This window comes from Actinomycetes bacterium (genome assembly GCA_036510875.1).
Taxonomy (GTDB): Bacteria; Actinomycetota; Actinomycetes; order Prado026; family Prado026; genus DATCDE01.
Genome location: DATCDE010000279.1, coordinates 1 through 20,799, shown reverse-complemented (window position 1 = coordinate 20,799; position 20,799 = coordinate 1). Strand labels below are relative to the sequence as shown.

Here is a 20,799-nt window from a genome sequence, read left to right as displayed (position 1 = left end):
CCTCGCGACGTGCCTGTTCCAGCCCCCGACCCCGGCCAGGCGCCGCACCCGCCGCGCCCGGCGGTGCCGGCCACCCCGCTGGCCGAGCTGGCCGAGTCCCTGGCTGGGGCGGCCGTGGCCGGCGACGCCCAGCGGGTCGCGGTCACCGGGGTGACGCTGGACAGCCGCGACGTCCGTCCCGGCGACCTGTACGCGGCGCTGCCGGGCAGCCGCGCCCACGGGGCCGACTTCGCCGGGCAGGCCGCAGCCCGCGGCGCCGCCGCGGTGCTCACCGACCCGGACGGCGCCCGCCGCTGCACCACCGCGGAGGTGGCCCTCCCGCTGCTCGTCGTCGACGACCCGAGGAGCGCCCTCGGGGCGCTCGCTGCGGTGGTCTACGGTCAGCCGGCGCACCGGCTGACCGTGCTCGGGGTGACCGGGACCAACGGCAAGACCACGACCGCCTACCTGCTGGACGCCGGGCTGCGGGCGGCCGGCCACCGCACCGGGCTGGTCGGCACCGTCGAGACCCGGGTCGGGGACGACGTGCTGCCGAGCGTGCGCACCACCCCCGAGGCCCCCGACGTCCAGGCGCTGCTCGCGCTCATGGTCGAACGCGGCTGCACCGCCGCGGCCCTGGAGGTGTCCAGCCACGCGCTGGCGCTCGGCCGGGTCGACGGCCTGGTGTTCGACGTGGCCGGGTTCACCAACCTGTCCCAGGACCACCTGGACTTCCACGGCGACCTCGAGGACTACTTCCGGGCCAAGGCCAGCCTGTTCACCCCCAAGCGCTGCCGCCGCGCGGTGGTCTGCGTGGACGGCGACCACGGCCGCCGGCTTGCGGCCGAGGCGACCGTCCCGGTCACGACGGTCACCTGTGCCGACGTCCCCGGGGCCGACTGGCGGGCCGAGGACGTCGTCCACGACCCGGACGGCAGCACCCGGTTCCGCGCGGTCGGGCCGGCCGGCCCCGTCGAGGTGACCACGGGTCTGCCGGGGGCGTTCAACGTGGCGAACGCGCTGCTCGCCCTGGCCATGCTGGACGCCGTCGGGGTGTCCGTGGCGGCCGCCGCCTCCGCACTGGCCGGGGTCGCGGTGCCCGGCCGGATGGAACGGGTCCGCGCCGGCCAGCCGTTCTCCGCGGTCGTCGACTACGCGCACACCCCCGACGCCGTCTCCCGCGCGATCGAGGCACTGCGCCCGGCGGTGACCGGGCGGCTGCTCGTCGTCCTGGGCTGCGGTGGCGACCGGGACCGGGCCAAGCGCCCGCTCATGGGCGAGGTCGCGGCCCGCGGCGCCGACCTGCTCGTGGTCACCGACGACAACCCCCGGTCGGAGGAGCCGGCCCGGATCCGGACCGCCGTCCTCGAGGGTGCGATGCAGGTGCCGGACGCCGAGCGGGCCGAGGTGCTCGAGGTAGGGGACCGGCGGGCGGCGATCGAGGCGGCGGTGGGCTCGGCCCGCGCCGGCGACGCCGTGCTGGTGCTCGGCAAGGGCCACGAGCCCGGCCAGGAGCTGGCCGACCGGGTGCTGCCGTTCGACGACCGCGCGGTGCTGCGCGAGGCCATCGCGGGAGTGGTCGCGTGATCGAGCTGACGCTGGCCGAGGTCGCCGCCGCCGTCGGCGGGGTGCTAGCCGACGTCCCCGACCCGGATGCCGTGGTGACCGGTCCGGTGACCGTCGACTCGCGCCGGGTGGCGCCGGGTGGGCTGTTCGTCGCCGTGGCGGGGGCGCACCACGACGGGCACGACTTCGCCGCGACGGCCGTGGCCTCCGGCGCCGTCGCGGTGCTGGCCGCCCGCCCCGTAGGGGTGCCCGCGGTGGTCGTCGGCGACGTCGTGGCCGGGCTCGGCCGGCTGGCCGGGACGGTCCGTCGGAGGCTGCCCGGCCTGCACGTGGTGGGCATCACCGGGTCCTCCGGGAAGACGAGCACCAAGGACCTGCTGGCCCAGCTGCTCGAGCGGCTGGGACCGACGGTGGCCCCACCCGGCAACTACAACAACGAGATCGGGCTGCCGCTGACCGTGCTGGCCGCGGATCCGACCACCCGGTTCCTGGTGCTGGAGATGGGCGCCCGGGGGCTCGGCCACATCCGCGAGCTCACCGACATTGCCGTCCCGGACGTCGGAGTGGTGCTCAACGTCGGGACCGCGCACGTGGGGGAGTTCGGCTCCCAGGAGTCCATCGCGGTGGCCAAGGGCGAGCTCGTCGAGGCGCTGCCCGAGCGCGGCCTGGCCGTGCTCAACGCCGACGACCCGCTGGTGCGCCCGATGGCCGGGCGCACCGCGGCCCGGGTGGTCAGGTACGGGGAGTCGGACGGCGCCGATGTCCGGGCCGTCGACGTCGCGCTCGACGAGCGGGGCCGGCCGCGCTTCGAGCTGATCAGCGCCGCGGGGCGGGCCGTCGTGGCCATGCGGCTGGTGGGGGAGCACCAGGTGAGCAACGCGCTGGCCGCCGCCGCGGTCGCGCTCGACGCCGGCGCGCCACTGGACGTCGTGGCAGAGGCGCTCACCGAGGCCGAACCACGCAGCCGTTGGCGGATGGAGGTCGTGGAGCGCCCCGACGGCGTCACCGTGGTCAACGACGCCTACAACGCCAACCCCGAGTCGATGCGGGCCGCGCTGAAGGCGCTCGTGGCGCTGGCCGGCGACCGGCGGTCGTGGGCGGTGCTCGGCGAGATGGGTGAGCTGGGCGCCGAGCACATCGCGGCGCACGACACCATCGGCCGGCTCGCCGTCCGGCTCAACGTGGACAAGCTCATCGTCGTGGGCGCCGGGGCCAAGGCCATGCACCTGGGCGCCGGGATGGAGGGCTCCTGGGACGACGAGTCGGTGTTCGTCACCGATGTGGAAGCCGCTGTCGCGCTGCTGCGCGAGCAGCTGCGCCCCGGGGACGTCGTACTGGTCAAGGCCTCGCGGGCGGCCGGCCTGGAGCGGGTGGCCGCGGCGCTGCTCGCCGACCGGGAGGACGGCGCCGCATGAGGCTGATCCTGATCTCGACGGCGGTCGGGCTGCTCATCGGCCTGTTCGGCACGCCGCTGCTCATCCGCACCCTGCGCAAGCACGGCTACGCCCAAGCGATCCGGGCCACCGAGGAGGGCTACCCCGACCACGAGGCCAAACGCGGCACGCCGTCCATGGGCGGCCTCACCATCGTGGTGGGCGGGGTGCTCGGCTACCTGACCGCCCACCTGTACGCGCTCGAGCCGCCGAGCGCCTCCGGCGTGCTCGTGCTGTTCCTCATGGTCGGGCTGGCCACGGTCGGCTTCGCCGACGACTACATCAAGATCTTCAAGCAGCGCAGCACCGGCCTGCGGGCCCGGACGAAGCTGGTCGGCCAGGCGGTCGTCTCGGTCGCCTTCGCCCTCGCCGCGGTCCAATTCCAGGACGACCGAGGGGTGTCACCGGCGTCCCAGGCGGTCTCCTTCGTGAGGGACAGCCCCTGGGTGCTGCCCCTGGGCGTGTTCGTGGTGTGGGTCTACGTCATGGTGGCCGGCACCTCGAACGGGGTGAACCTCGCGGACGGGCTGGACGGCCTGGCCACCGGCGCGTCGACGATGGTGCTCGGCTCCTTCGTGGTCATCAACATCTGGCAGTACACGCACGCCTGCTCCGACCAGATCGCCCCCAAGTGCTACGAGGTGCGCGACCCGCTCGACCTCGCGGTCATCGCGGCCGCGCTGGTGGGGGCCTGCTTCGGGTTCTTGTGGTGGAACGCGTCACCGGCCCAGATCTTCATGGGGGACACCGGTTCGCTGGCTCTCGGCGGGGCGCTGGCCGGGCTGGCCATCATGTCCCGCACCGAGCTGCTGCTGGTCTTGCTCGGCGGCCTGTTCGTGATCATCTCCTTCTCGGTGATCCTGCAGGTGGCCTCCTTCAAGCTGACCGGACGCCGGATCTTCCTGATGGCGCCGCTGCAGCACCACTTCGAGCTGAAGGGCTGGGGCGAGGTGACCATCGTGATCCGGTTCTGGATCATCGCGGGGCTGGCGGCCGGGCTGGGGCTGGGCATCTTCTACTCGGAGTGGGTCAGCGGAGGGCTGGTCGGGTGACCTGGCAGGGCCGCACGGTCTGCGTCACCGGGCTGGCGGTGAGCGGCTTCGCCGCGGCCGATGCGCTGCTGCAGCTGGGCGCGCACGTCGTCGTCGTCGACCGGCGCGACGACGGCTCGCTGGCCGACTCGGCCGAGATCCTTCGGGACCTGGGGGCCGACGTCCGGCTCGGTGCGGACGTCGTCACGGTGCTCCCCGCGGGCACCGACCTCGTCGTCTCCTCGCCGGGCTGGCGCGACGACGTTCCGCTGCTGGCCGCCGCGGCGGCCGCCGGGGTGCCGGTCTGGAGCGAGGTGCAGCTGGCCTGGCAGGTCCAGCCGGCGCAGCGCCGTCCGGCCTGGCTGACCCTCACCGGGACCAACGGCAAGACCACGACGGTGGAGATGCTCGCGGCCATGCTCACGGCCGCTGGCCGCCGGGCGGTCGCCGCTGGCAACGTCGGGACCCCGGTCGTCGAGGCGGTGCTCGCCGAGCGGCCCTACGACGTGCTGGCCGTCGAGCTGTCCAGCTTCCAGCTGCACCGCACGGTCGGCCTGCAGCCGGTCGCCTCGGCCGTGCTCAACGTGGCGCCGGACCACATCGACTGGCACGGCAGCCTCGAGGCGTACGCCGCGGACAAGGGCCGTGTCTACGCCGGCACCACCGCGGCGTGCGTCTACAACGTCGCCGACCCGACCACCGAGCGGCTGTTGCGCGACGCGCACGTCACCGAGGGCTGCCGCGCGGTCGGGTTCACCCTGGGCGTCCCTGCGGTCGGCATGCTCGGGGTGGTCGACGACGTGCTGGTCGACCGGGCCTTCGGCGCGGACCGGCACGGCAGCGCGGTCGAGCTGGCCACCCTGGACGACGTGCAGCCGCACGCGCCGCACAACGTGGAGAACGCGCTCGCCGCGGCCGCGCTGGCCCGGGCCTACGGCGTGCCGCCCGCTGCGGTCCGCGACGGGCTGCGCGGCTTCCGCGCCGGCGCGCACCGGATCGCGATCGTGGCCGAGGTCGCCGGTGTGACCTACGTCGACGACTCCAAGGCGACCAACCCGCACGCGGCCGTGGCGTCCCTGACGGCCTACCCGTCAGTCGTGTGGATCGCCGGGGGGCTGGCCAAGGGCGCCACCTTCGACGACCTGGTGCAGCGGACCAGGGACCGGCTGCGCGGGGTGGTCCTGCTGGGGCAGGACCGTGCCGTGGTGCGGGCGGCGCTCGCGCGACACGCGCCCGACCTCCCGGTCGTCGAGGTCGCCAGCACCGAGACTGGGACGATGGACGACGCCGTGCGGGCCGCCGCAAGCCTGGCCGTGGCCGGCGACACCGTGCTGCTCGCCCCCGGCTGCGCGTCCATGGACCTGTTCCGCGACTACGCCGCGCGGGGGGACGCCTTCGCGGCCGCCGTCCACGCGCTGCCCGGTCCGGCCCGGTGACCGCCACCGTCCCGGCGCGCTCGCGCACCGAGCAGCGCGGCACCCCCCGGCTGCTGAACCGTCCGCTGACCTCCTACCACCTGGTGCTCGGCGGTACCTTGCTGCTGCTCGCGCTCGGCCTGGTCATGGTGCTGTCGGCGTCGTCGGTCAGCGCCTATGAGATCTCCGGCTCGTCGCTGTCGATCTTCCAGAAGCAGGCCATGTGGGCGGCCATCGGCGTCCCGCTCATGTGGTGGGTGTCGCGGATGCCGGCCACGCTGATGCGCAAGGCTGCCATCCCGCTGCTCATCGGCGCGGTCGGCCTGCTGCTGCTGGTGCTGGTGCCCGGGATCGGGCTGCGGGTCAACGGCAACCAGAACTGGATCGACTTCGGTGGCCCGTTCCGGCTGCAGCCGTCCGAGGCCGCCAAGCTGGCCATCGTCGTGTGGGGCGCCGACCTGCTCACCCGCAAGGAGAAGCTGCTCGGCCAGTGGCGGCACCTGCTGGTGCCGCTGGTGCCGGTCGCGGGGCTGCTCATCGGGCTGGTCCTGCTCGGGGGCGACCTGGGCACCGCCCTGATCCTCATCGCGATCGTCGCGGCCCTGCTGTTCGTCGTGGGCGCGCCCCTGCGGCTGTTCGTGCTCGGCGGCGCCGGCGTGCTCGGGATGGTGGCGCTGCTGTCGCTCACCGCGGCCCACCGGCTGCACCGGTTCCAGTCCTGGCTGCACCCCGAGGCGGACCCGCTCGGCATCGGCTGGCAGGCCGTGCACGCCCGGTATGCGCTCGGCAGCGGCGGCTGGTGGGGCCTGGGACTGGGGGCCAGCCGGGAGAAGTGGGGCTCGCTGCCCGAGGCGCACACCGACTTCATCTACGCGGTGATCGGCGAGGAGCTCGGGCTGGTGGGCACCTTGGTGGTGCTCGTCCTGTTCGCCGTGCTGGTCTACGCGGGCGTGCGGGTCGCGCTGCGCTCCACCGACCCGTTCGTCCGGCTGGCCGCGGCGGCGGCCACCGCCTGGATCGGCTTCCAGGCGGTGGTGAACATGGGTGCCGTGGTGGGCCTGCTGCCCATCACGGGCGTGCCGCTGCCCCTGGTCTCCTACGGCGGCTCGGCGCTGCTGCCCACCCTGGTCGCGCTGGGCATGCTGCTGTCCTTCGCCAGGGACGAGCCCGGTGCCCGGCCGGCGCTGGCCGCCCGCAAGGCGGCCCGTCGTCGCCGGTTCCGCTTCCGGGGCCGATGAGCCTGCGCGTGGTCGTGGCCGGCGGTGGGACGGCGGGGCACATCGAGCCGGCGCTCGCGCTGGCCGACGCGCTGTGCCGACGGGACCCGGGCACCGAGGTCACGGCCCTGGGCACCGAACGCGGCCTGGAAACCCGGTTGGTGCCCGAGCGCGGCTACCGGCTGGCCCTGATCCCCCCGGTGCCGGTCCCGCGCCGGCCCTCGGCGGCGCTGCTGTCCCTGCCCGGACGGCTGCGGGCCGCGGTCCGCGCCGCGGAGCAGGTCCTGGTGGACACCCGGGCAGACGTGCTCGTCGGCTTCGGTGGGTACGTCGCGGGGCCCGCCTACCTGGCCGCCCGGCGCCGGAAGGTCCCGTACGTCGTCCACGAGGCCAACGCCAGGCCCGGCCTGGCCAACCGGCTGGGCGCGCGGTTCACGCGGTACGTGGCGGTCGCCACGGCCGGCACGTCGCTGTCCGGTGCCCGGCTCGTCGGCATGCCGCTGCGCCGGGCGGTCGCCCAGCTCGACCGGGCCGCGGAGCGGGCGCCGGCGCGCGCGGCGTTCGGCCTGGACGCCGACCGGCCGACCCTTCTGGTCGCCGGCGGCTCGCAGGGCGCGGTGCGGCTCAACGACGCGGTCGTCGGTGCGGCGGCCGAGCTGGCCACCGCCGGGATCCAGGTGCTGCACGCGGCCGGGCCGCGCAACGAGGTGCAGGTGCCCCGTTCTGCGGGGGAGCCGCCCTACGTCGTCGTCCCGTACCTGGACCGGATGGACCTCGCGTACGCCGCGGCCGACCTCATGCTGTGCCGGGCCGGGATGATGACCTGCGCTGAGCTGGCCGCCGTGGGCCTGCCGGGCGCGTACGTCCCGCTGCCACACGGCAACGGCGAGCAGCGGCTGAACGCGCAGCCCGTGGTCGACGCCGGCGGGGGGTTGCTCGTCGACGACGCCACCTGCACACCGGAGTGGGTGGTGGCCACGCTGCTACCGCTGCTGAAAGACACCGCCCGGCTGGACGCCATGGCCCGGGCCGCCGCGGGGTTCGGGCGCACCGACGGCGACGAGCGGCTGGCCGACCTCGTCCTCGAGGCCGCGGGGAGCCGGCCATGACCGTGCCGTCAGCGCCGGCCGCGGACCAGCTGGGCCCGGTGCACTTCATCGGCATCGGCGGGGCGGGCATGTCCGGGATCGCCCGGATCCTGCTGGACCGTGGCATCCCGGTTTCCGGCAGCGATGCCAAGGACTCCCGCGAGCTGGCCGCGCTGGCCGCCAGGGGGGCCACCGTGTTCGTGGGGCACCGGGCCGAGCAGCTGGGCCCGGCCGCGACCGTGGTGATCTCCTCGGCGATCCGGGACTCCAACGTCGAGCTGGTCGAGGCGCGGGTGCGAGGGCTGCGGGTGCTGCACCGCGCCCAGGCGCTGGCCGCCGTGATGACCGGCCGCCGGGTGGTCGCGGTGGCCGGCACGCACGGCAAGACGACGACGACGTCGATGCTCACCGTGGCCCTGCAGCACTGCGGGGCGGACCCCTCCTTCGCCATCGGCGGGGAGCTCAACGAGTCCGGCGCGAACGCCCACGACGGCTCGGGCGAGCTGTTCGTGGCCGAGGCGGACGAGTCCGACGAGTCGTTCCTGTACCTGTCGCCGTTCGCCGCTGTCGTCACCAACGTGGACGCCGACCACCTGGACCACTACCGGACCCCCGAGGCCTACGCCGCGGTGTTCACCCGGTTCGCCGACCGGCTGGACCCGGACGGGTTCCTCGTCACCTGCACCGACGACCCCGGCGCACGTCGGCTGGCCGAGCTGGTCCGGGCCGGTGGCCGCCGGGTGGTCACCTACGGCGAGGGTGCCGATGCGCAGCTGCGGGTCGAGCGGGCTGCCCCCGGCCCGACCGGGTCCCGGTTCGAGCTGTTCGACGGCACCGCCCCGTTGGGCGCGGTTCAGCTGCGGGTGCACGGCCACCACTACGTCCTCGACGCCGCCGCGGCGATCACGGCCGGCCTGCGGCTGGGCTTCCCGTTCGTCGGGCTGGCCGAGGGGATCGCGCGGTTCTCCGGCACTCGGCGGCGGATGGAGGACAAGGGCGGCGCCGCGGGCGTCCGGGTCATCGACAGCTACGCCCACCACCCCACCGAGGTCGCGGCCGACCTGCGGGCCGCCCGCGAGATCGCGGGGGAGGGGCGGCTGGTGGTGGCCTTCCAGCCGCACCTGTTCAGCCGGACCCGCATCTTCGCCGACCAGCTCGGGCAGGCCCTGGGTTTGGCCGACGACGTCGTCGTCATGGACGTGTACGCGGCTCGGGAGGACCCGGAGCCCGGGGTGACCGGCGCGCTGGTGGCGCGGGCGGTGCCGCTGCCCACCGGGCAGGTGCACTTCGAGCCGTCCTGGACGGCGGTGGCCCCGTACCTGGCGCAGCGGGCCCGACCCGGTGACCTGGTGCTGACCCTGGGCGCCGGCGACATCACCATGGTCGGCCCGGAGGTCGTCGAACTGCTCCGCCAGCGTGCGGACTGGGGGGACTCATGAGCACGCGCACGCCGACCAGACCCAAGCCCCGGGCCGCGACCGAGCGGTTCGAGGAGCGGCTCCGCTCGGTATCCAGACGGCGCTGGCTGCTGCGGGGTGCCGCCCTCGGAGTCGCGGCACTGCTCGGCCTCGCGGTCTGGCTGGTGGGCTGGTCCTCGCTGCTGGGGGTCCGGCAGGTCGTGGTGCGCGGCGCCGACCAGGTCCAGCCGTCCCTCGTGCAGCTCAAGGCCGCGGTCCCGCTCGGCACCCCGCTGGCCCGGGTCGACCTGGGCGCGGTCCGGGCCCGGGTCGAGGCCATCCCGGCGGTCGCCTCGGCGCAGGTGCGGCGCCAGTGGCCGAACACGCTGCTGGTCCAGGTGGTCGTCCGGGTGCCGGTGCTGGCGGCGAACAGCGGCGGCCAGTGGCAGCTGATCGACCGGACCGGGGTGACGTTCAAGACCGTGGCGGCACCGCCGGCCGGGCTCCCGGTGCTCACCACCGCGGGGGACCCGGCGACCGTGGACCAGGCGACCCTGCGGGCCATGGCCACGGTGGCGGCCAGCCTGCCCGCCACGCTGGCCTCGCAGGTCCGCTCGATCATTGCCACCTCCCCTGACGACGTCGTGCTCCGGCTGACCAGCGGCGCCCAGGTGCGCTGGGGCTCCGCGGACGACACGGCCGTCAAGGCCCAGGTGCTGGCCATCCTGGTCGCCCGGGTGGGCGGGCGGAAGGTGTCCCTGTACGACGTCCGGGCCCCGGACGCGCCGACCACGCGGTGAGCCCGCCGAGCAACGGCGAAGTTGACCCGAACCCCCCGATCGGCCTACCGTCCTGCATCAGCCTCAGGTTGACATAACTATCACCCTCTACCTGAGGGTCAGGGTCGGGCGGACGCGAAGGGCACAGCCGTGGCAGCACCGCAGAACTACATCGCCGTGATCAAGGTCGTCGGAATCGGTGGTGGCGGCGTCAACGCCGTCAACCGGATGATCGAGGTCGGCCTCAAGGGCGTCGAGTTCATCGCGATCAACACCGACGCGCAGGCGCTGCTGATGAGCGACGCTGACGTCAAGCTGGACATCGGCCGGGAGCTGACCCGCGGTCTCGGCGCCGGGGCCGACCCGGAGGTCGGCGCCAAGGCGGCGCTGGACCACGCCGAGGAGATCGAGGAGGTCCTCAAGGGGGCCGACATGGTCTTCGTCACCGCCGGCGAGGGCGGTGGCACCGGCACCGGCGGCGCCCCCGTCGTGGCCAAGATCGCCCGCTCCATCGGCGCGCTGACCGTCGGCGTGGTGACCCGGCCGTTCAGCTTCGAGGGCCGTCGGCGCGCCCAGCAGGCCGAGACCGGCATCGACGACCTGCGCGACGAGGTCGACACCCTCATCGTCATCCCCAACGACCGGCTGCTGTCGATCTCCGACCGTGGCGTGAGCGCGCTCGACGCGTTCCGCTCGGCCGACCAGGTGCTGCTGTCCGGCGTCCAGGGCATCACCGACCTGATCACCACGGCCGGCCTGATCAACCTCGACTTCGCCGACGTCAAGTCGGTCATGTCCGGCGCCGGCTCGGCGCTCATGGGCATCGGCTCGGCCCGGGGCGAGGAGCGGGCGGCACAGGCGGCCCGGATGGCCGTGTCCAGCCCGCTGCTCGAGGCCTCCATCGACGGCGCCCGCGGCGTGCTGCTGTCCATCTCGGGCGGTTCGGACCTTGGGCTGTTCGAGATCAACGAGGCGGCTCGGCTGGTGTCCGAGTCGGCCCACCCGGACGCCAACATCATCTTCGGTGCGGTCATCGACGACGCCCTCGGCGACGAGGTGCGGGTCACGGTCATCGCGGCCGGCTTCGACGGGGGCGCCCTCCGGCCGGCCGTACTGCCGACCCCGGCCGCAGCGGCGACTGCGGCAGCGGCTCCGGTCGAGACCGTGGCCGCGGCTTCGGTCGCCGAGGCCCAGCGTGCGGTCCCGGCTGCGAGCGCCGAGCCGGGCGAGGACGAGATCGTGCTCCCGACCGAGCGCAAGCCGCGGCGCACCATCGTCTTCGACGACGCGGCGGCGGTCGCCGCCGCCGACGACGACGACCTCGACGTACCGGACTTCCTCAAGTAGGACCGCGGCGGTGTTCGCCTGGCGGGAGACCGTCGGCGACGTCGGGTTCGCGGTCACCGACCGCTCGGGCGGCGCCGGCGCGCCGCCGTACGACGCGCTCAACCTGGCTGGCCCCGTGGGTGACGACCCTTCCGTGGTCGCCCGGAACCGGGCGCTGGTGGCCGGCGCGCTGGGGGTGGCCCCGGTCCGGCTGGTGACCGCGACCCAGGTGCACGGCCGCGACGTCGTCGTGATCGAGGGACCGCTCGACGGGCCCCCGCCGACGGCCGACGCCCTGGTGACCCGCACCCCGGGGCTGGTGCTCGCCGCGCTGGTGGCCGACTGCACCCCGGTGCTGCTCGCCGACCCCGAGGCGGGCGTGGTCGGTGTAGCCCACGCGGGGCGACCGGGGCTGGTCGCCGGCATCGTCCCCGCGGTGCTGGACGTGATGCGCGCGCAGGGCGCTCGTCGGCTGGTGGCCCGGGTCGGCCCGTCGGTCTGCGGCCGCTGCTACGAGGTGCCCGCGGCGATGCGCGACGACGTGGCCGGCGTCGCGCCCGAGGCCCGGGCCCGCAGCTGGACCGGCACCCCCGCCCTCGACGTGGCCGCCGGCGTGGTCGCCCAGCTCGCCGACGAGGTGGCCGACCTGCAGTGGCTCCACGGGTGCACCCGCGAGGACGACCGCTGGTTCTCCTACCGTCGGGCCCGCACCACGGGGCGCTTCGCCGGCCTGGCCTGGCTGGCGCCGTGAGCGACCGCACGGTCGAGCTCGCGGCCAACCTCGCCGAGGTGCACGCACGGATCGACGCGGCCTGCCGCTCGGCCGGCCGGGACCCGGCCGAGGTGACCCTCGTCGTGGTCACCAAGACCTGGCCCGCGGACGACGTCCGGCTGCTGGCCGGCCTCGGCGTCCGGGACGTGGGGGAGAACCGGGACCAGGAGGCGGCGCCCAAGGCCGTGGCCTGCGCCGGGCTCGGCTTGCGCTGGCACTTCGTCGGTCAGCTGCAGTCCAACAAGGCCAAGTCGGTCGTCCGCTACGCCGACGTCGTCCATTCGGTGGACCGGCCGCACCTCGTCCGTGCCCTGGCCGCCGCGGCCGAGTCGGCAGGGCGGCGGGTCGGCTGCCTGGTGCAGGTGCGGCTGGAACCGGTCGAGGGCCGCGGCGGTGCCGCACCCGGCGACGCGCTCGCGCTGGCCGCCCAGATCGTCGGGGCGGCGGCGCTCGACCTGCTCGGGGTGATGGCCGTGGCCCCGCTGGGGGAGCCGCCCGAGCGGGCCTTCGCCCGGCTGGCCGAGGTGGCCGCCGCCGTCCGCCGGGAGCACCCGGACGCGACCTGGGTCTCCGCCGGCATGAGCGGCGACCTGGAGGCGGCCGTCGCGGCCGGGGCGACACACGTGCGTGTCGGCACGGCGGTGCTCGGACGGCGTCCGCCGCTCGGGTAACGTCGCCTTCGACGGTCCCCCGCCGTCCGGAACGAAAGGGACCCTGAGTCATGGCCAGCGCTATGCGCAAGATGGCGGTCTACCTCGGTCTCGTCGAGGACGACGCCGACCGCTACGACGAGCACGGCGAGTACGACGAGTACGAGGAGTACCCCGAGTACGCCGCACCGCGTCGCGAGGCTCCGGCCGAGCGGGAGACCACCCGCACCCTGCAGCCGGTCCGGGATGAGAAGCTGCATGCCGCGCCGCCGGCCGCCCGGCCGTCGGCCCGTCCCCGCGAGGTGGCGACGGTCGACTCGTACAAGATCACCACGCTGCACCCGCGCAACTACAACGACGCCCGCACCGTGGGCGAGTATTACCGCGACGGCACGCCGGTCATCATGAACCTGACCGATATGGAGGACTCCGATGCCAAACGGCTGGTCGACTTCGCGGCCGGGCTGGTGTTCGGGATGCACGGCACCATCGAGCGGGTCACCGCCAAGGTGTTCCTCCTGTCACCGGCGAACGTCGTGGTCACGGCCGAGGAGAAGGCCAGGCTCGCCGAGGGCGGGTTCTTCAACCAGAGCTGATGAACTCCTCTCTCGTCGCGACCTCGGTCGTCGGCCAGACGATCTTCTACATCGGCTGGGCGTTCCTCGTCCTGCTGCTGGCCCGGCTGGTCTTCGAGTACGTGTTCCTGTTCGCCCGGGACTTCCACCCCTCCGGCGTCCTGCTGGTCGTGGTCGAGCTCGTGTACACCACCACCGACCCCCCGGTGAAGCTGTTCCGCCGGTTCATCCCGCCGCTGCGTATGGGCGGGGTCTCGCTGGACCTGTCGTTCATGGTTCTCATGCTCCTGGTCCTGATCCTTATCAACGTCGTCGCACCTTTGCTCTAGGCTGCGGCTACTACCCGTGAGTAAGAGGTGACGTCATGACGTTGACCCCCGAGGACGTGCGCAAGAAGGAGTTCAGCACCGTCCGGCTCCGCGAGGGCTACGAGATGGACGAGGTCGACGGGTTCCTCGACGAGGTCGAGGCCGAGCTGACCCGACTGCTGCGCGAGAACGAGGACCTGCGAGCCCGGCTGTCCGCGGCGTCGTCGCGACCAGCGGCCGTCGAGGGGGAACCGGCCGCGGAGGCACCGGCTGCCGCCGCAGCGCCCGCAGCCGCGGCGCCGGCCGCACCGGTGGCTGCGGCCGCCGTCGCGGCTCCGGCCGCGCTGGCGCCGACCGACCAGGCGGTCCGGATGCTCGAGCTGGCCCAGCGCACCGCGGACGAGCACGTCTCCCAGGCCAAGGCCGAGGCGGACAAGCTGGTCGCTGCGGCGCGGACCGAGGCCCAGCGGGTGACCGCTGAGATGCAGCGCGAGCAGAGCGCGCTGCAGGGCCGCATCGACCAGCTCAAGGCGTTCGAGCGCGAGTACCGGACCCGGCTGCGGTCCTACCTGGAGGGCCAGCTGCGCGAGCTGGACAGCCACGGCTCGGCCGAGCCGCCGATCCCGCCGGCGATGGCGAACGCGGCCGCTGCCGGGACGGCTCCGGCTGCCTCGCCCGGCCACGCCGCGGCCCCGGCCACACCGCCGGCCACACCGCCGGCCACACCGCCGGTCGCACCGCCGGTCGCACCGCCGGTCGCCCCGCCGGTCGGCCAGGGTGCTCCGGGGGTCACCCCGGCCGCCCCGACCCAGGAGCCGCCGTCGCGACCGGCCACGCCGTTCGCGCCGCCGACCGCCCCGCCGGTGCAGGCGCCCAGCGGCGACTGACCCGTCACGTCCCGCAACGGCCGTGAGGGCCGGGCCCGGAGCTTCCGGGACCCGGCCCTCACGGCCGAAGGGGTTCGAGGGGGCGCGACGCTCAGGCGGGACGCCGGAACGGGTCGCGGACGGGCGGCGCCGGGTCGGTGATCCGGGCCCCGTCCACGTCGATGCCGGACAGCGCCATGACCGTTTGCAGGACCGACAGCGTGGTGTGGCCCTGGGCCACGCCGGACGCGGTGACCATGGCCCGGTAGATCGTCACGTAGTGGCGCACCGGGGTGTCGTAGTTCCAGTCGACCGACCCGAGGTGCAGCGCGGTGCCCGGGCTGTCGTCGCCGTCCCAGGGCATGTCCCAGACCTGGATGCAGGCGGGGCTGGTGCTGAACCGGCCGCCGACGCTGACGTCCTGCTGGCGGCTGGCCTCCATGAGGCGACGACTCTCGCGCTCGGCCAGGACCAGCGCGGGACGCAGGTGACTGGATAGCGCCGGAGTCGCGATCGCGTGCGGCTTGAGCTTGATCCCGGCGAGTGAGGGTCCGCCGAGGGGGACGGGGTGGAGCGTCACGTCGACCTCCGGTAGGTGAGGGGGCTGGACCGTCGGGGGCGTCCGGCGGGCTCAGCACCTGACCATCTATCGGACCCTCGGATACCCCCCCTTTAGCCCCGAACCCGGCTCAGCCAGAAATTCAGCCCCAGTTCCGCGTCAGAGTGCGCCCGGTCGTGCGTCTTAGCATCCTCCGGGATCCCCTCGTGGTAGCCGCTGGCCAGCACCTCCTCGGCGACCAGCGCGGCGTGCTCGCGCAGCGCGCTGGCCAGCTCGCCGTCCGCCGTCCACCACAGCTCGATCCGGTCGGAGACGTCCAGCCCGGCGGACTTGCGGGCCTCCTGGACCAGCCGGACGGCCTCCCGGGCCAGCCCGGCCCGGCGCAGCTGCGGGGTCACCTCGAGGTCGAGCGCGAGCGTCTCCCCGGAGTCCGCGGCAACCGCCCAGCCCTCCCGCGGCGTCTCGGTGACCACGACCTCCTCGCCGTCCAGGGTGACCGGCGCGCCGTCCAGCAGCACGGTGGCCGAGCCGGTGGCGCGCAGCTGAGCGGCCAGCTCGACCGCGTCCGCCGCGGTGACGGCGGCTGCGACCCGGGGGGTGTCCTTGCCGAACCGCTTGCCCAAAGCCCGGAAGTTCGCCTTGGCATGGACGTCGACGAGCTCCCCGGCCTGCTCGCCGAGCGTGCCGACCTTGGCGACGTTGAGCTCCTCTCTGACCTGGGCGCGCAGCTCGTCCGGCAGCGACCCCCAGCCCGGGGCCGAGACCAGCGCCCGGGACAGCGGCTGCCGGGTGCGGACCCCCGAGGTGGCCCGGGCGGCCCGGCCCAGCTCGACCAGCCGGCGCACGGTGGCGACCTGCGTGGCCAGCTCGTCGTCCACCGCGTCCGCCGGTGGCTGCGGCCACGAGGCCAGGTGCACCGACTCGGCTGCGTCCGGCTCGACCGGGCGGACGACGTCCTGCCAGACCCGCTCGGTGATGAACGGTGTGAACGGCGCCATCGCGACGGTCAGCAGCCGCAGGCACTCGTGCAGGGTGCCCAGCGCGGCCGGGTCGCCCTGCCAGAACCGGCGGCGGGACCGGCGGACGTACCAGTTGGACAAGTCGTCGACGAACGTGGCCAGCAGCCGCCCGGCCGCCTGCGTGTCGAACTCGTCCAGGGCCGCCCCGACGTCGCGGACCAGCCGGTGCGCCTCGGACAGCGCCCACCGGTCCAGCACGGGGCGCTCGGCCACCGGGGGCGGCGGCGCGGCCTGCGGCGTCCAGCCGGCCGTGCGCGCGTACAGCGACTGGAACGCCACGGTGTTCCAGTAGGTGAGCAGGACCTTGCGGACCACCTCCTGGATCGAGGTGTGCCCGACCCGACGGGCCTGCCACGGCGACCCGGCCGCCAGCATGAACCAGCGGACGGCGTCGGCGCCGTGCTCGTCCATGAGCGGGATCGGCTCGAGCACGTTGCCCAGGTGCTTGGACATCTTGCGGCCCTGCTCGTCCAGGATGTGGCCCAGGCACAACACGTTGCGGTATGCGGAGCGGTCGAACACCAGCGTGCCGACGGCCATCAGCGTGTAGAACCAGCCGCGGGTCTGGTCGATCGCCTCGCAGATGAAGTCCGCGGGGTAGGTGGACTCGAACTCTTCGACGCCCTTGTACGGGTAGCCCCACTGGGCGAACGGCATCGACCCGGAGTCGTACCACCCGTCGATGACCTCGGGCACCCGGCGGGCCTCGGCGCCGCAGCTGGGGCAGCCGAAGGTCACGTCGTCCACGTACGGCCGGTGCGGGTCGAGCCCGCTCAGGTCCGTCCCGGCGTGCTCGCCCAGCTCGGCGAGCGACCCCACGCAGGTCAGGTGGGCCTGCTCGGCGGTGCAGCGCCAGATCGGCAGCGGTGTCCCCCAGTAGCGGTTGCGGGACAGCGCCCAGTCCACGTTGTTGTGCAGCCAGTCGCCGTAGCGGCCCCACTTGATCGTGTTCGGGAACCAGGCCGTGGCCTCGTTCTCCCGCAGTAGCTCGTCCTTGCGCGCGGTTGTGCGGATGTACCAGGACGGCAGCGCGTAGTAGATCAGCGGCGTGTGGCAGCGCCAGCAGTGCGGGTAGGAGTGCTCGTACGGCACGTGCTTGAACAGCAGCCCGCGGGCCTGCAGGTCGGCCACCAGGGTGGTGTCGGCCTTCTTGAAGAACATCCCGCCCACCAGCGGGACGTCGTCGGTGAAGTGGCCGTCGGTGCTGATCGGGTTGACCACGGGCAGCCCGTAGGCGCGGCCCACGGCGAGGTCCTCGGCGCCGAACGCCGGTGCCAGGTGCACCAGGCCGGAGCCGTCGTCGGTGGTCACGAAGTCGGCGAGCACCACGTAGTGCGCCCCGGTGACCGGCACCAGGTCGAACGGCGCCGTGTACGTCGTGTGCTCGAGGTCGGCGCCGCGGTAGGTGGCCAGCACCTCGACGTCGTCGCCCAGGGTCGCGGCCAGCAGCGGCTCGGCCACGACGAGCACCTCGCCGTCGCCGGTGCGCACGGCCGCGTAGGGGACGTCCGGGTGGACGGCGACCGCGGTGTTGGACACCAACGTCCACGGGGTCGTCGTCCAGACCAGCAGGGCCGCCCGCAGCCCGGCCAGTGGCCCGCTGGTGACCGGGAACCGCACGTACACCGACGGGTCGACGACGGTCTCGTAGGCCCCTGGCTGGCCCAGCTCGTGGTCGGACAGCGTGGTGCCGCAGCGCGGGCAGTACGGGGCGACCCGGTAGTCCTCCTCGAGCAGGCCCTGGTCGAAGATCCGCTTGAGCGACCACCACACCGACTCGATGTAGGCCGGGTCCATGGTGCGGTAGGCCCGGCTGGTGTCCACCCAGAAGCCCATCCGCTCGGTCATCGCCTCGAACGCGTCGACGTGGCGCAGCACCGACTCGCGGCAGCGGGCGTTGAACTCGGCCACCCCGTAGGCCTCGATCTGGCCCTTGCCGGAGAAGCCGAGCTCCTTCTCCACGGCGAGCTCCACCGGCAGCCCGTGGCAGTCCCAGCCGGCCCGGCGCGGCACGTGCCGGCCGCGCATCGTCTGGTAGCGGGGGAACACGTCCTTGAACACCCGCGCCTCGACGTGGTGGGTGCCCGGCCTGCCGTTCGCGGTCGGCGGTCCCTCGTAGAAGACCCAGGGCTCGCCGTCGCCGGTCTGCTCGACGCTGCGCGCGAACGTGTCGTGCTCGGCCCAGAAGGCGAGCACGTCGTGCTCCATGGCGGGCAGGTCGACCTGGGTGGGCACCGGGCGGTACATGCGGGCGGTCCTTACGTCGGCGGTCCTTCGGTGAAGGGACGAGAGGCCGGTCCCCCGGATCCCGCGGTACCACCCTCCTTGACACGGTCAGCTGCACCGCGCCCGCTCGTCAGCCGCCCGGCCGGGTCTACTCCGGCGCCCGCAGGTGCGGACACCGTTTCTTCCGGCGGCTCCGGGGTGATCTTCGCCCTGTGCTCACCCCCGGGCTCGCACCGTCCCCGGGTCGCTCCTGGCTCGCGGTCAGGACTACTCGTCCCCATCTGCGCCGTTCAGGCAGGGCCATGGTACGGCCCGCGCCGCCGGCGTCCAGAATGGTTGGCCATGCGACTCGCCATCAGGGTCCGGCCTGGTGCCTCCCGGACCGCTGTGGGCGGCAGCTACGGCGACGGCCCGGACGCTCCGCTCGTCGTCGCGGTGACCGCCAAGGCGGTGGACGGCGCGGCCACCGAGGCGGCCCTGCGCGCGCTGGCCCGGTCGCTGGGACTGCGCCGCGGCGACGTCCGGCTGGTCACCGGGGCCACCAGCCGGGACAAGGTGGTCGAGGTCCCCGACCTTGGACCGGACGGCGAGGAGAGGCTGTTCGCTCTGCGCATAGGGTGAATACGGCGTGGGACGTTGCTTACGGAGGGTCAGGGACCTATCCTCCCGGTCACTGTCAGCGATCAAGATCGCTAACCTGACCGGGGGGATCACCCGATGGCTCAGCCTGGCTCGAGCGTGGGGGCCCGCGTCCGGCGGGCCGTGACCGGTGCCGTCCGGGCCGCGTCCAAGACCGCCCCGGCCACCCCGACGGCCGCCGCGAAGAAGACCGCCCCGGCCGCGAAGAAGACCGCTCCGCCGGCGAAGAAGGCCGCCCCGGCGAAGGCCGCTCCGGCGGCGAAGAAGGCGGCCCCGGTCAAGAAGGCGCCAGCGAAGTCGGCCCCGGCGCCGGTCAAGAAGGCGGCCCCGGTCAAGGCCGCTCCGGTGGCCAAGGGGGCGGCCCCGGCGAAGGCCGCTCCGGTCGCCAAGAAAGCCGCTCCGGCGGCGAAGAAGGCCGCTCCGGTCGCCAAGAAAGCCGCTCCGGCGGCGAAGAAGGCCGCTCCGGTCGCCAAGAAGGCGGCTGCGGTCAAGCCGGCCGCCTCGGCCGCGCCCGCCGCACCGCGCCGTCCCGCCGTGCGGGCCGACGAGACGCCGTGGACCAAGGCCGAGCTCGCGGGGGTTCGGGCCGAGCTCGACGCCGAGGTCGCCCGGCTGTCCGGTGAGATCGCCGAGGCCGAGGAGGGGCTGGCCGACCTGCTGCGTGACTCGGGCGACGGCGCCGGCGACGACCAGGCCGACGCGGGCACCAAGACCTTCGAGCGCGAGCACGAGATGTCCCTGGCCAACAACAGCCGCGACATGCTGCTGCAGGCCCAGCGGGCGATCAAGCGGATCAACGACGGCAGCTACGGGGTGTGCGAGTCCTGCGGCGGTCCGATCGGCAAAGCGCGACTGCAGGTCTTTCCTCGTGCGACCCTATGCATGTCATGCAAACAGAGGGAGGAGCGCCGCTGAGCGGCGCTGACACGCATCCAGCTGTCGACGGAGCCTCGGGCGACGGGTCGGTTCGGGCCCGCCCGGCCACCCGGTGGGGGCTGATCGGGCTGCTGGCCGCGGTGGCCGTGTTCGTGGTCGTCGTGGACCAGCTGTCCAAGATCTGGGTCGTGGCCACCATGCCCGGCCGGGACCCGATCCGGGTCGTCGGGTCGCTGCTGCAGGTGGCCTACACCCGCAACTCGGGGGCCGCCTTCAGCATCGGGACCGGCACCACCTGGATCTTCACGGCGGTCGCCGTCGGGGTGGTCGTGGCGATCCTGCGCACGTCCCGCCGGCTCGGCTCCTGGGCCTGGGCGGTGGCCATGGGCGCCCTGCTCGGCGGGGCGCTGGGCAACCTCTCCGACCGGCTGTTCCGTGCCCCCGGGCTGGGCCGCGGGCACGTCGTCGACTGGATCCAGCTGCCGCACTACCCGGTCTTCAACCTTGCCGACGCCGCGGTGGTCTGCGGGGCGATCGCCATGGTGCTGCTCTCGGTGTTCGGGCGGGACCTCGACGGTTCCCGCCCCCGATGAGCGGCGAGCACCGCACCCTGCCGGTGCCGGACGGGCTGGAGGGTGAGCGGGTCGATGCGGGGCTGGCCCGGCTGTTCGGGCTGTCCCGGACCCGGGCCGCGGACCTGGCCGAGCGGGGGCTGGTGCTGCTGGACGGCGTCACGGTCGGCAAGTCCGAGCGGCTCAGCGCGGGCGGCTGGCTGGACGTCGAGCTGCCCTCGACTGAGCAGGCGCCGGCCGCACCGCCCGAGGTGGTCCCCGGCCTGACCGTGCTGTTCGACGACGACGACATCGTGGTGGTGGACAAGCCGGTCGGGGTGGCCGCCCACCCCAGCCCCGGCTGGACCGGGCCGACCGTGATCGGCGGCCTGGCCGCGGCCGGGTACCGGGTCTCCACCAGCGGGGCGGCCGAGCGGGCCGGCGTCGTCCACCGGCTGGACGTCGGGACCAGCGGCGTCATGGTCGTCGCGAAGTCCGAGCGGGCGTACTCGGCGCTCAAGCGCGCC

The 20,799-nt window shown here is 74.3% G+C and carries 20 protein-coding genes; 18 read left to right on the top strand and 2 right to left on the bottom strand.

What is annotated here, in order from left to right; genetic code table 11:
* Positions 1 to 9 precede the first annotated feature (9 nt).
* The 14 genes from VIM19_16450 to VIM19_16385 all read left to right on the top strand — a co-directional run bounded on the left by VIM19_16450 (position 10) and on the right by VIM19_16385 (position 14,423).
* The gene (locus VIM19_16450) at positions 10 to 1,566 is read left to right on the top strand and encodes a UDP-N-acetylmuramoyl-L-alanyl-D-glutamate--2,6-diaminopimelate ligase (GenBank protein HEY5186445.1); all 1,557 of its coding nucleotides are present in this window, start codon (positions 10 to 12) and stop codon (positions 1,564 to 1,566) included.
* A complete protein-coding gene (gene murF / locus VIM19_16445) occupies positions 1,563 to 2,960 on the top strand; it encodes a UDP-N-acetylmuramoyl-tripeptide--D-alanyl-D-alanine ligase (protein HEY5186444.1) in 1,398 nt (465 codons plus the stop codon). The genes VIM19_16450 and murF overlap by 4 nt, the downstream gene beginning before the upstream one ends.
* Positions 2,957 to 4,030 (top strand): phospho-N-acetylmuramoyl-pentapeptide-transferase, encoded by a 1,074-nt coding sequence (gene mraY, locus VIM19_16440; GenBank protein HEY5186443.1) that lies wholly within the window; start codon positions 2,957 to 2,959, stop codon positions 4,028 to 4,030. The genes murF and mraY overlap by 4 nt, the downstream gene beginning before the upstream one ends.
* Complete coding sequence (gene murD, locus VIM19_16435) at positions 4,027 to 5,445, top strand: UDP-N-acetylmuramoyl-L-alanine--D-glutamate ligase (GenBank protein ID HEY5186442.1); 1,419 nt, start codon at positions 4,027 to 4,029, stop codon at positions 5,443 to 5,445. The genes mraY and murD overlap by 4 nt, the downstream gene beginning before the upstream one ends.
* The gene (gene ftsW / locus VIM19_16430) at positions 5,442 to 6,662 is read left to right on the top strand and encodes a putative lipid II flippase FtsW (protein ID HEY5186441.1); all 1,221 of its coding nucleotides are present in this window, start codon (positions 5,442 to 5,444) and stop codon (positions 6,660 to 6,662) included. Before murD ends, ftsW begins: the two co-directional genes overlap by 4 nt.
* A gap of 2 nt (positions 6,663 to 6,664) precedes the next feature.
* Positions 6,665 to 7,750, top strand: a complete 1,086-nt coding sequence (gene murG / locus VIM19_16425) for an undecaprenyldiphospho-muramoylpentapeptide beta-N-acetylglucosaminyltransferase (protein ID HEY5186440.1) — start codon at positions 6,665 to 6,667, stop codon at positions 7,748 to 7,750.
* Entirely contained in the window at positions 7,747 to 9,168 is a 1,422-nt protein-coding gene (murC, locus tag VIM19_16420; GenBank protein HEY5186439.1) for a UDP-N-acetylmuramate--L-alanine ligase, read from the top strand. Before murG ends, murC begins: the two co-directional genes overlap by 4 nt.
* Positions 9,165 to 9,926, top strand: coding sequence for an FtsQ-type POTRA domain-containing protein (locus VIM19_16415; protein ID HEY5186438.1), 762 nt, complete (start codon positions 9,165 to 9,167; stop codon positions 9,924 to 9,926). Before murC ends, VIM19_16415 begins: the two co-directional genes overlap by 4 nt.
* Positions 9,927 to 10,055: 129 nt before the next feature.
* On the top strand, positions 10,056 to 11,252 hold the full coding sequence (gene ftsZ / locus VIM19_16410) for a cell division protein FtsZ (protein HEY5186437.1): 1,197 nt from the start codon (positions 10,056 to 10,058) through the stop codon (positions 11,250 to 11,252).
* A 10-nt stretch (positions 11,253 to 11,262) separates the two neighbouring features.
* Positions 11,263 to 11,982, top strand: a complete 720-nt coding sequence (locus VIM19_16405) for a polyphenol oxidase family protein (GenBank protein ID HEY5186436.1) — start codon at positions 11,263 to 11,265, stop codon at positions 11,980 to 11,982.
* Positions 11,979 to 12,674: a YggS family pyridoxal phosphate-dependent enzyme gene (locus tag VIM19_16400; GenBank protein HEY5186435.1), complete on the top strand. Its 696-nt coding sequence runs from the start codon at positions 11,979 to 11,981 to the stop codon at positions 12,672 to 12,674. Before VIM19_16405 ends, VIM19_16400 begins: the two co-directional genes overlap by 4 nt.
* 50 nt (positions 12,675 to 12,724) lie before the next feature.
* Positions 12,725 to 13,249, top strand: a complete 525-nt coding sequence (gene sepF, locus VIM19_16395; GenBank protein HEY5186434.1) for a cell division protein SepF — start codon at positions 12,725 to 12,727, stop codon at positions 13,247 to 13,249.
* Positions 13,249 to 13,557 carry a YggT family protein gene (locus VIM19_16390; protein HEY5186433.1) on the top strand — a complete coding sequence of 103 codons (309 nt, stop codon included), beginning with the start codon at positions 13,249 to 13,251 and terminating at the stop codon, positions 13,555 to 13,557. The genes sepF and VIM19_16390 overlap by 1 nt, the downstream gene beginning before the upstream one ends.
* Before the next feature lie 35 nt (positions 13,558 to 13,592).
* Positions 13,593 to 14,423 carry a DivIVA domain-containing protein gene (locus VIM19_16385; GenBank protein HEY5186432.1) on the top strand — a complete coding sequence of 277 codons (831 nt, stop codon included), beginning with the start codon at positions 13,593 to 13,595 and terminating at the stop codon, positions 14,421 to 14,423.
* Positions 14,424 to 14,514: 91 nt separating this feature from the next.
* Here the strand turns inward: VIM19_16385 and VIM19_16380 are convergent, their stop codons facing one another.
* Positions 14,515 to 14,982: a hypothetical protein gene (locus VIM19_16380; GenBank protein HEY5186431.1), complete on the bottom strand. Its 468-nt coding sequence runs from the start codon at positions 14,980 to 14,982 to the stop codon at positions 14,515 to 14,517.
* A gap of 92 nt (positions 14,983 to 15,074) precedes the next feature.
* On the bottom strand, positions 15,075 to 18,227 hold the full coding sequence (gene ileS / locus VIM19_16375; protein ID HEY5186430.1) for an isoleucine--tRNA ligase: 3,153 nt from the start codon (positions 18,225 to 18,227) through the stop codon (positions 15,075 to 15,077).
* A 321-nt stretch (positions 18,228 to 18,548) separates the two neighbouring features.
* On the opposite strand from ileS, the gene VIM19_16370 reads away from it, so the two are divergent.
* From VIM19_16370 to VIM19_16355, 4 genes are all read left to right on the top strand, one after another.
* On the top strand, positions 18,549 to 18,827 hold the full coding sequence (locus tag VIM19_16370) for a DUF167 domain-containing protein (protein HEY5186429.1): 279 nt from the start codon (positions 18,549 to 18,551) through the stop codon (positions 18,825 to 18,827).
* 96 nt (positions 18,828 to 18,923) lie between these two features.
* A complete protein-coding gene (locus tag VIM19_16365; protein HEY5186428.1) occupies positions 18,924 to 19,760 on the top strand; it encodes a TraR/DksA C4-type zinc finger protein in 837 nt (278 codons plus the stop codon).
* Positions 19,733 to 20,314, top strand: coding sequence for a signal peptidase II (gene lspA / locus VIM19_16360; protein ID HEY5186427.1), 582 nt, complete (start codon positions 19,733 to 19,735; stop codon positions 20,312 to 20,314). Before VIM19_16365 ends, lspA begins: the two co-directional genes overlap by 28 nt.
* The coding region (locus VIM19_16355) for a pseudouridine synthase (protein ID HEY5186426.1) at positions 20,311 to 20,799 on the top strand (489 nt) is incomplete at its 3' end. The genes lspA and VIM19_16355, both read left to right, overlap by 4 nt.

Bases quoted from the DNA above. Each gene is read 5' to 3' on its own strand.
- VIM19_16365 (HEY5186428.1), top strand. From the start codon at position 18,924: ATGGCTCAGCCTGGCTCGAGCGTGGGGGCCCGCGTCCGGCGGGCCGTG.
- VIM19_16370 (HEY5186429.1), top strand. From the start codon at position 18,549: ATGCGACTCGCCATCAGGGTCCGGCCTGGTGCCTCCCGGACCGCTGTG.
- mraY (HEY5186443.1), top strand. From the start codon at position 2,957: ATGAGGCTGATCCTGATCTCGACGGCGGTCGGGCTGCTCATCGGCCTG.
- VIM19_16390 (HEY5186433.1), top strand. From the start codon at position 13,249: ATGAACTCCTCTCTCGTCGCGACCTCGGTCGTCGGCCAGACGATCTTC.
- murC (HEY5186439.1), top strand. From the start codon at position 7,747: ATGACCGTGCCGTCAGCGCCGGCCGCGGACCAGCTGGGCCCGGTGCAC.
- lspA (HEY5186427.1), top strand. From the start codon at position 19,733: ATGCAAACAGAGGGAGGAGCGCCGCTGAGCGGCGCTGACACGCATCCA.
- ileS (HEY5186430.1), bottom strand. From the start codon at position 18,227: ATGTACCGCCCGGTGCCCACCCAGGTCGACCTGCCCGCCATGGAGCAC.
- VIM19_16385 (HEY5186432.1), top strand. From the start codon at position 13,593: ATGACGTTGACCCCCGAGGACGTGCGCAAGAAGGAGTTCAGCACCGTC.
- VIM19_16415 (HEY5186438.1), top strand. From the start codon at position 9,165: ATGAGCACGCGCACGCCGACCAGACCCAAGCCCCGGGCCGCGACCGAG.
- sepF (HEY5186434.1), top strand. From the start codon at position 12,725: ATGGCCAGCGCTATGCGCAAGATGGCGGTCTACCTCGGTCTCGTCGAG.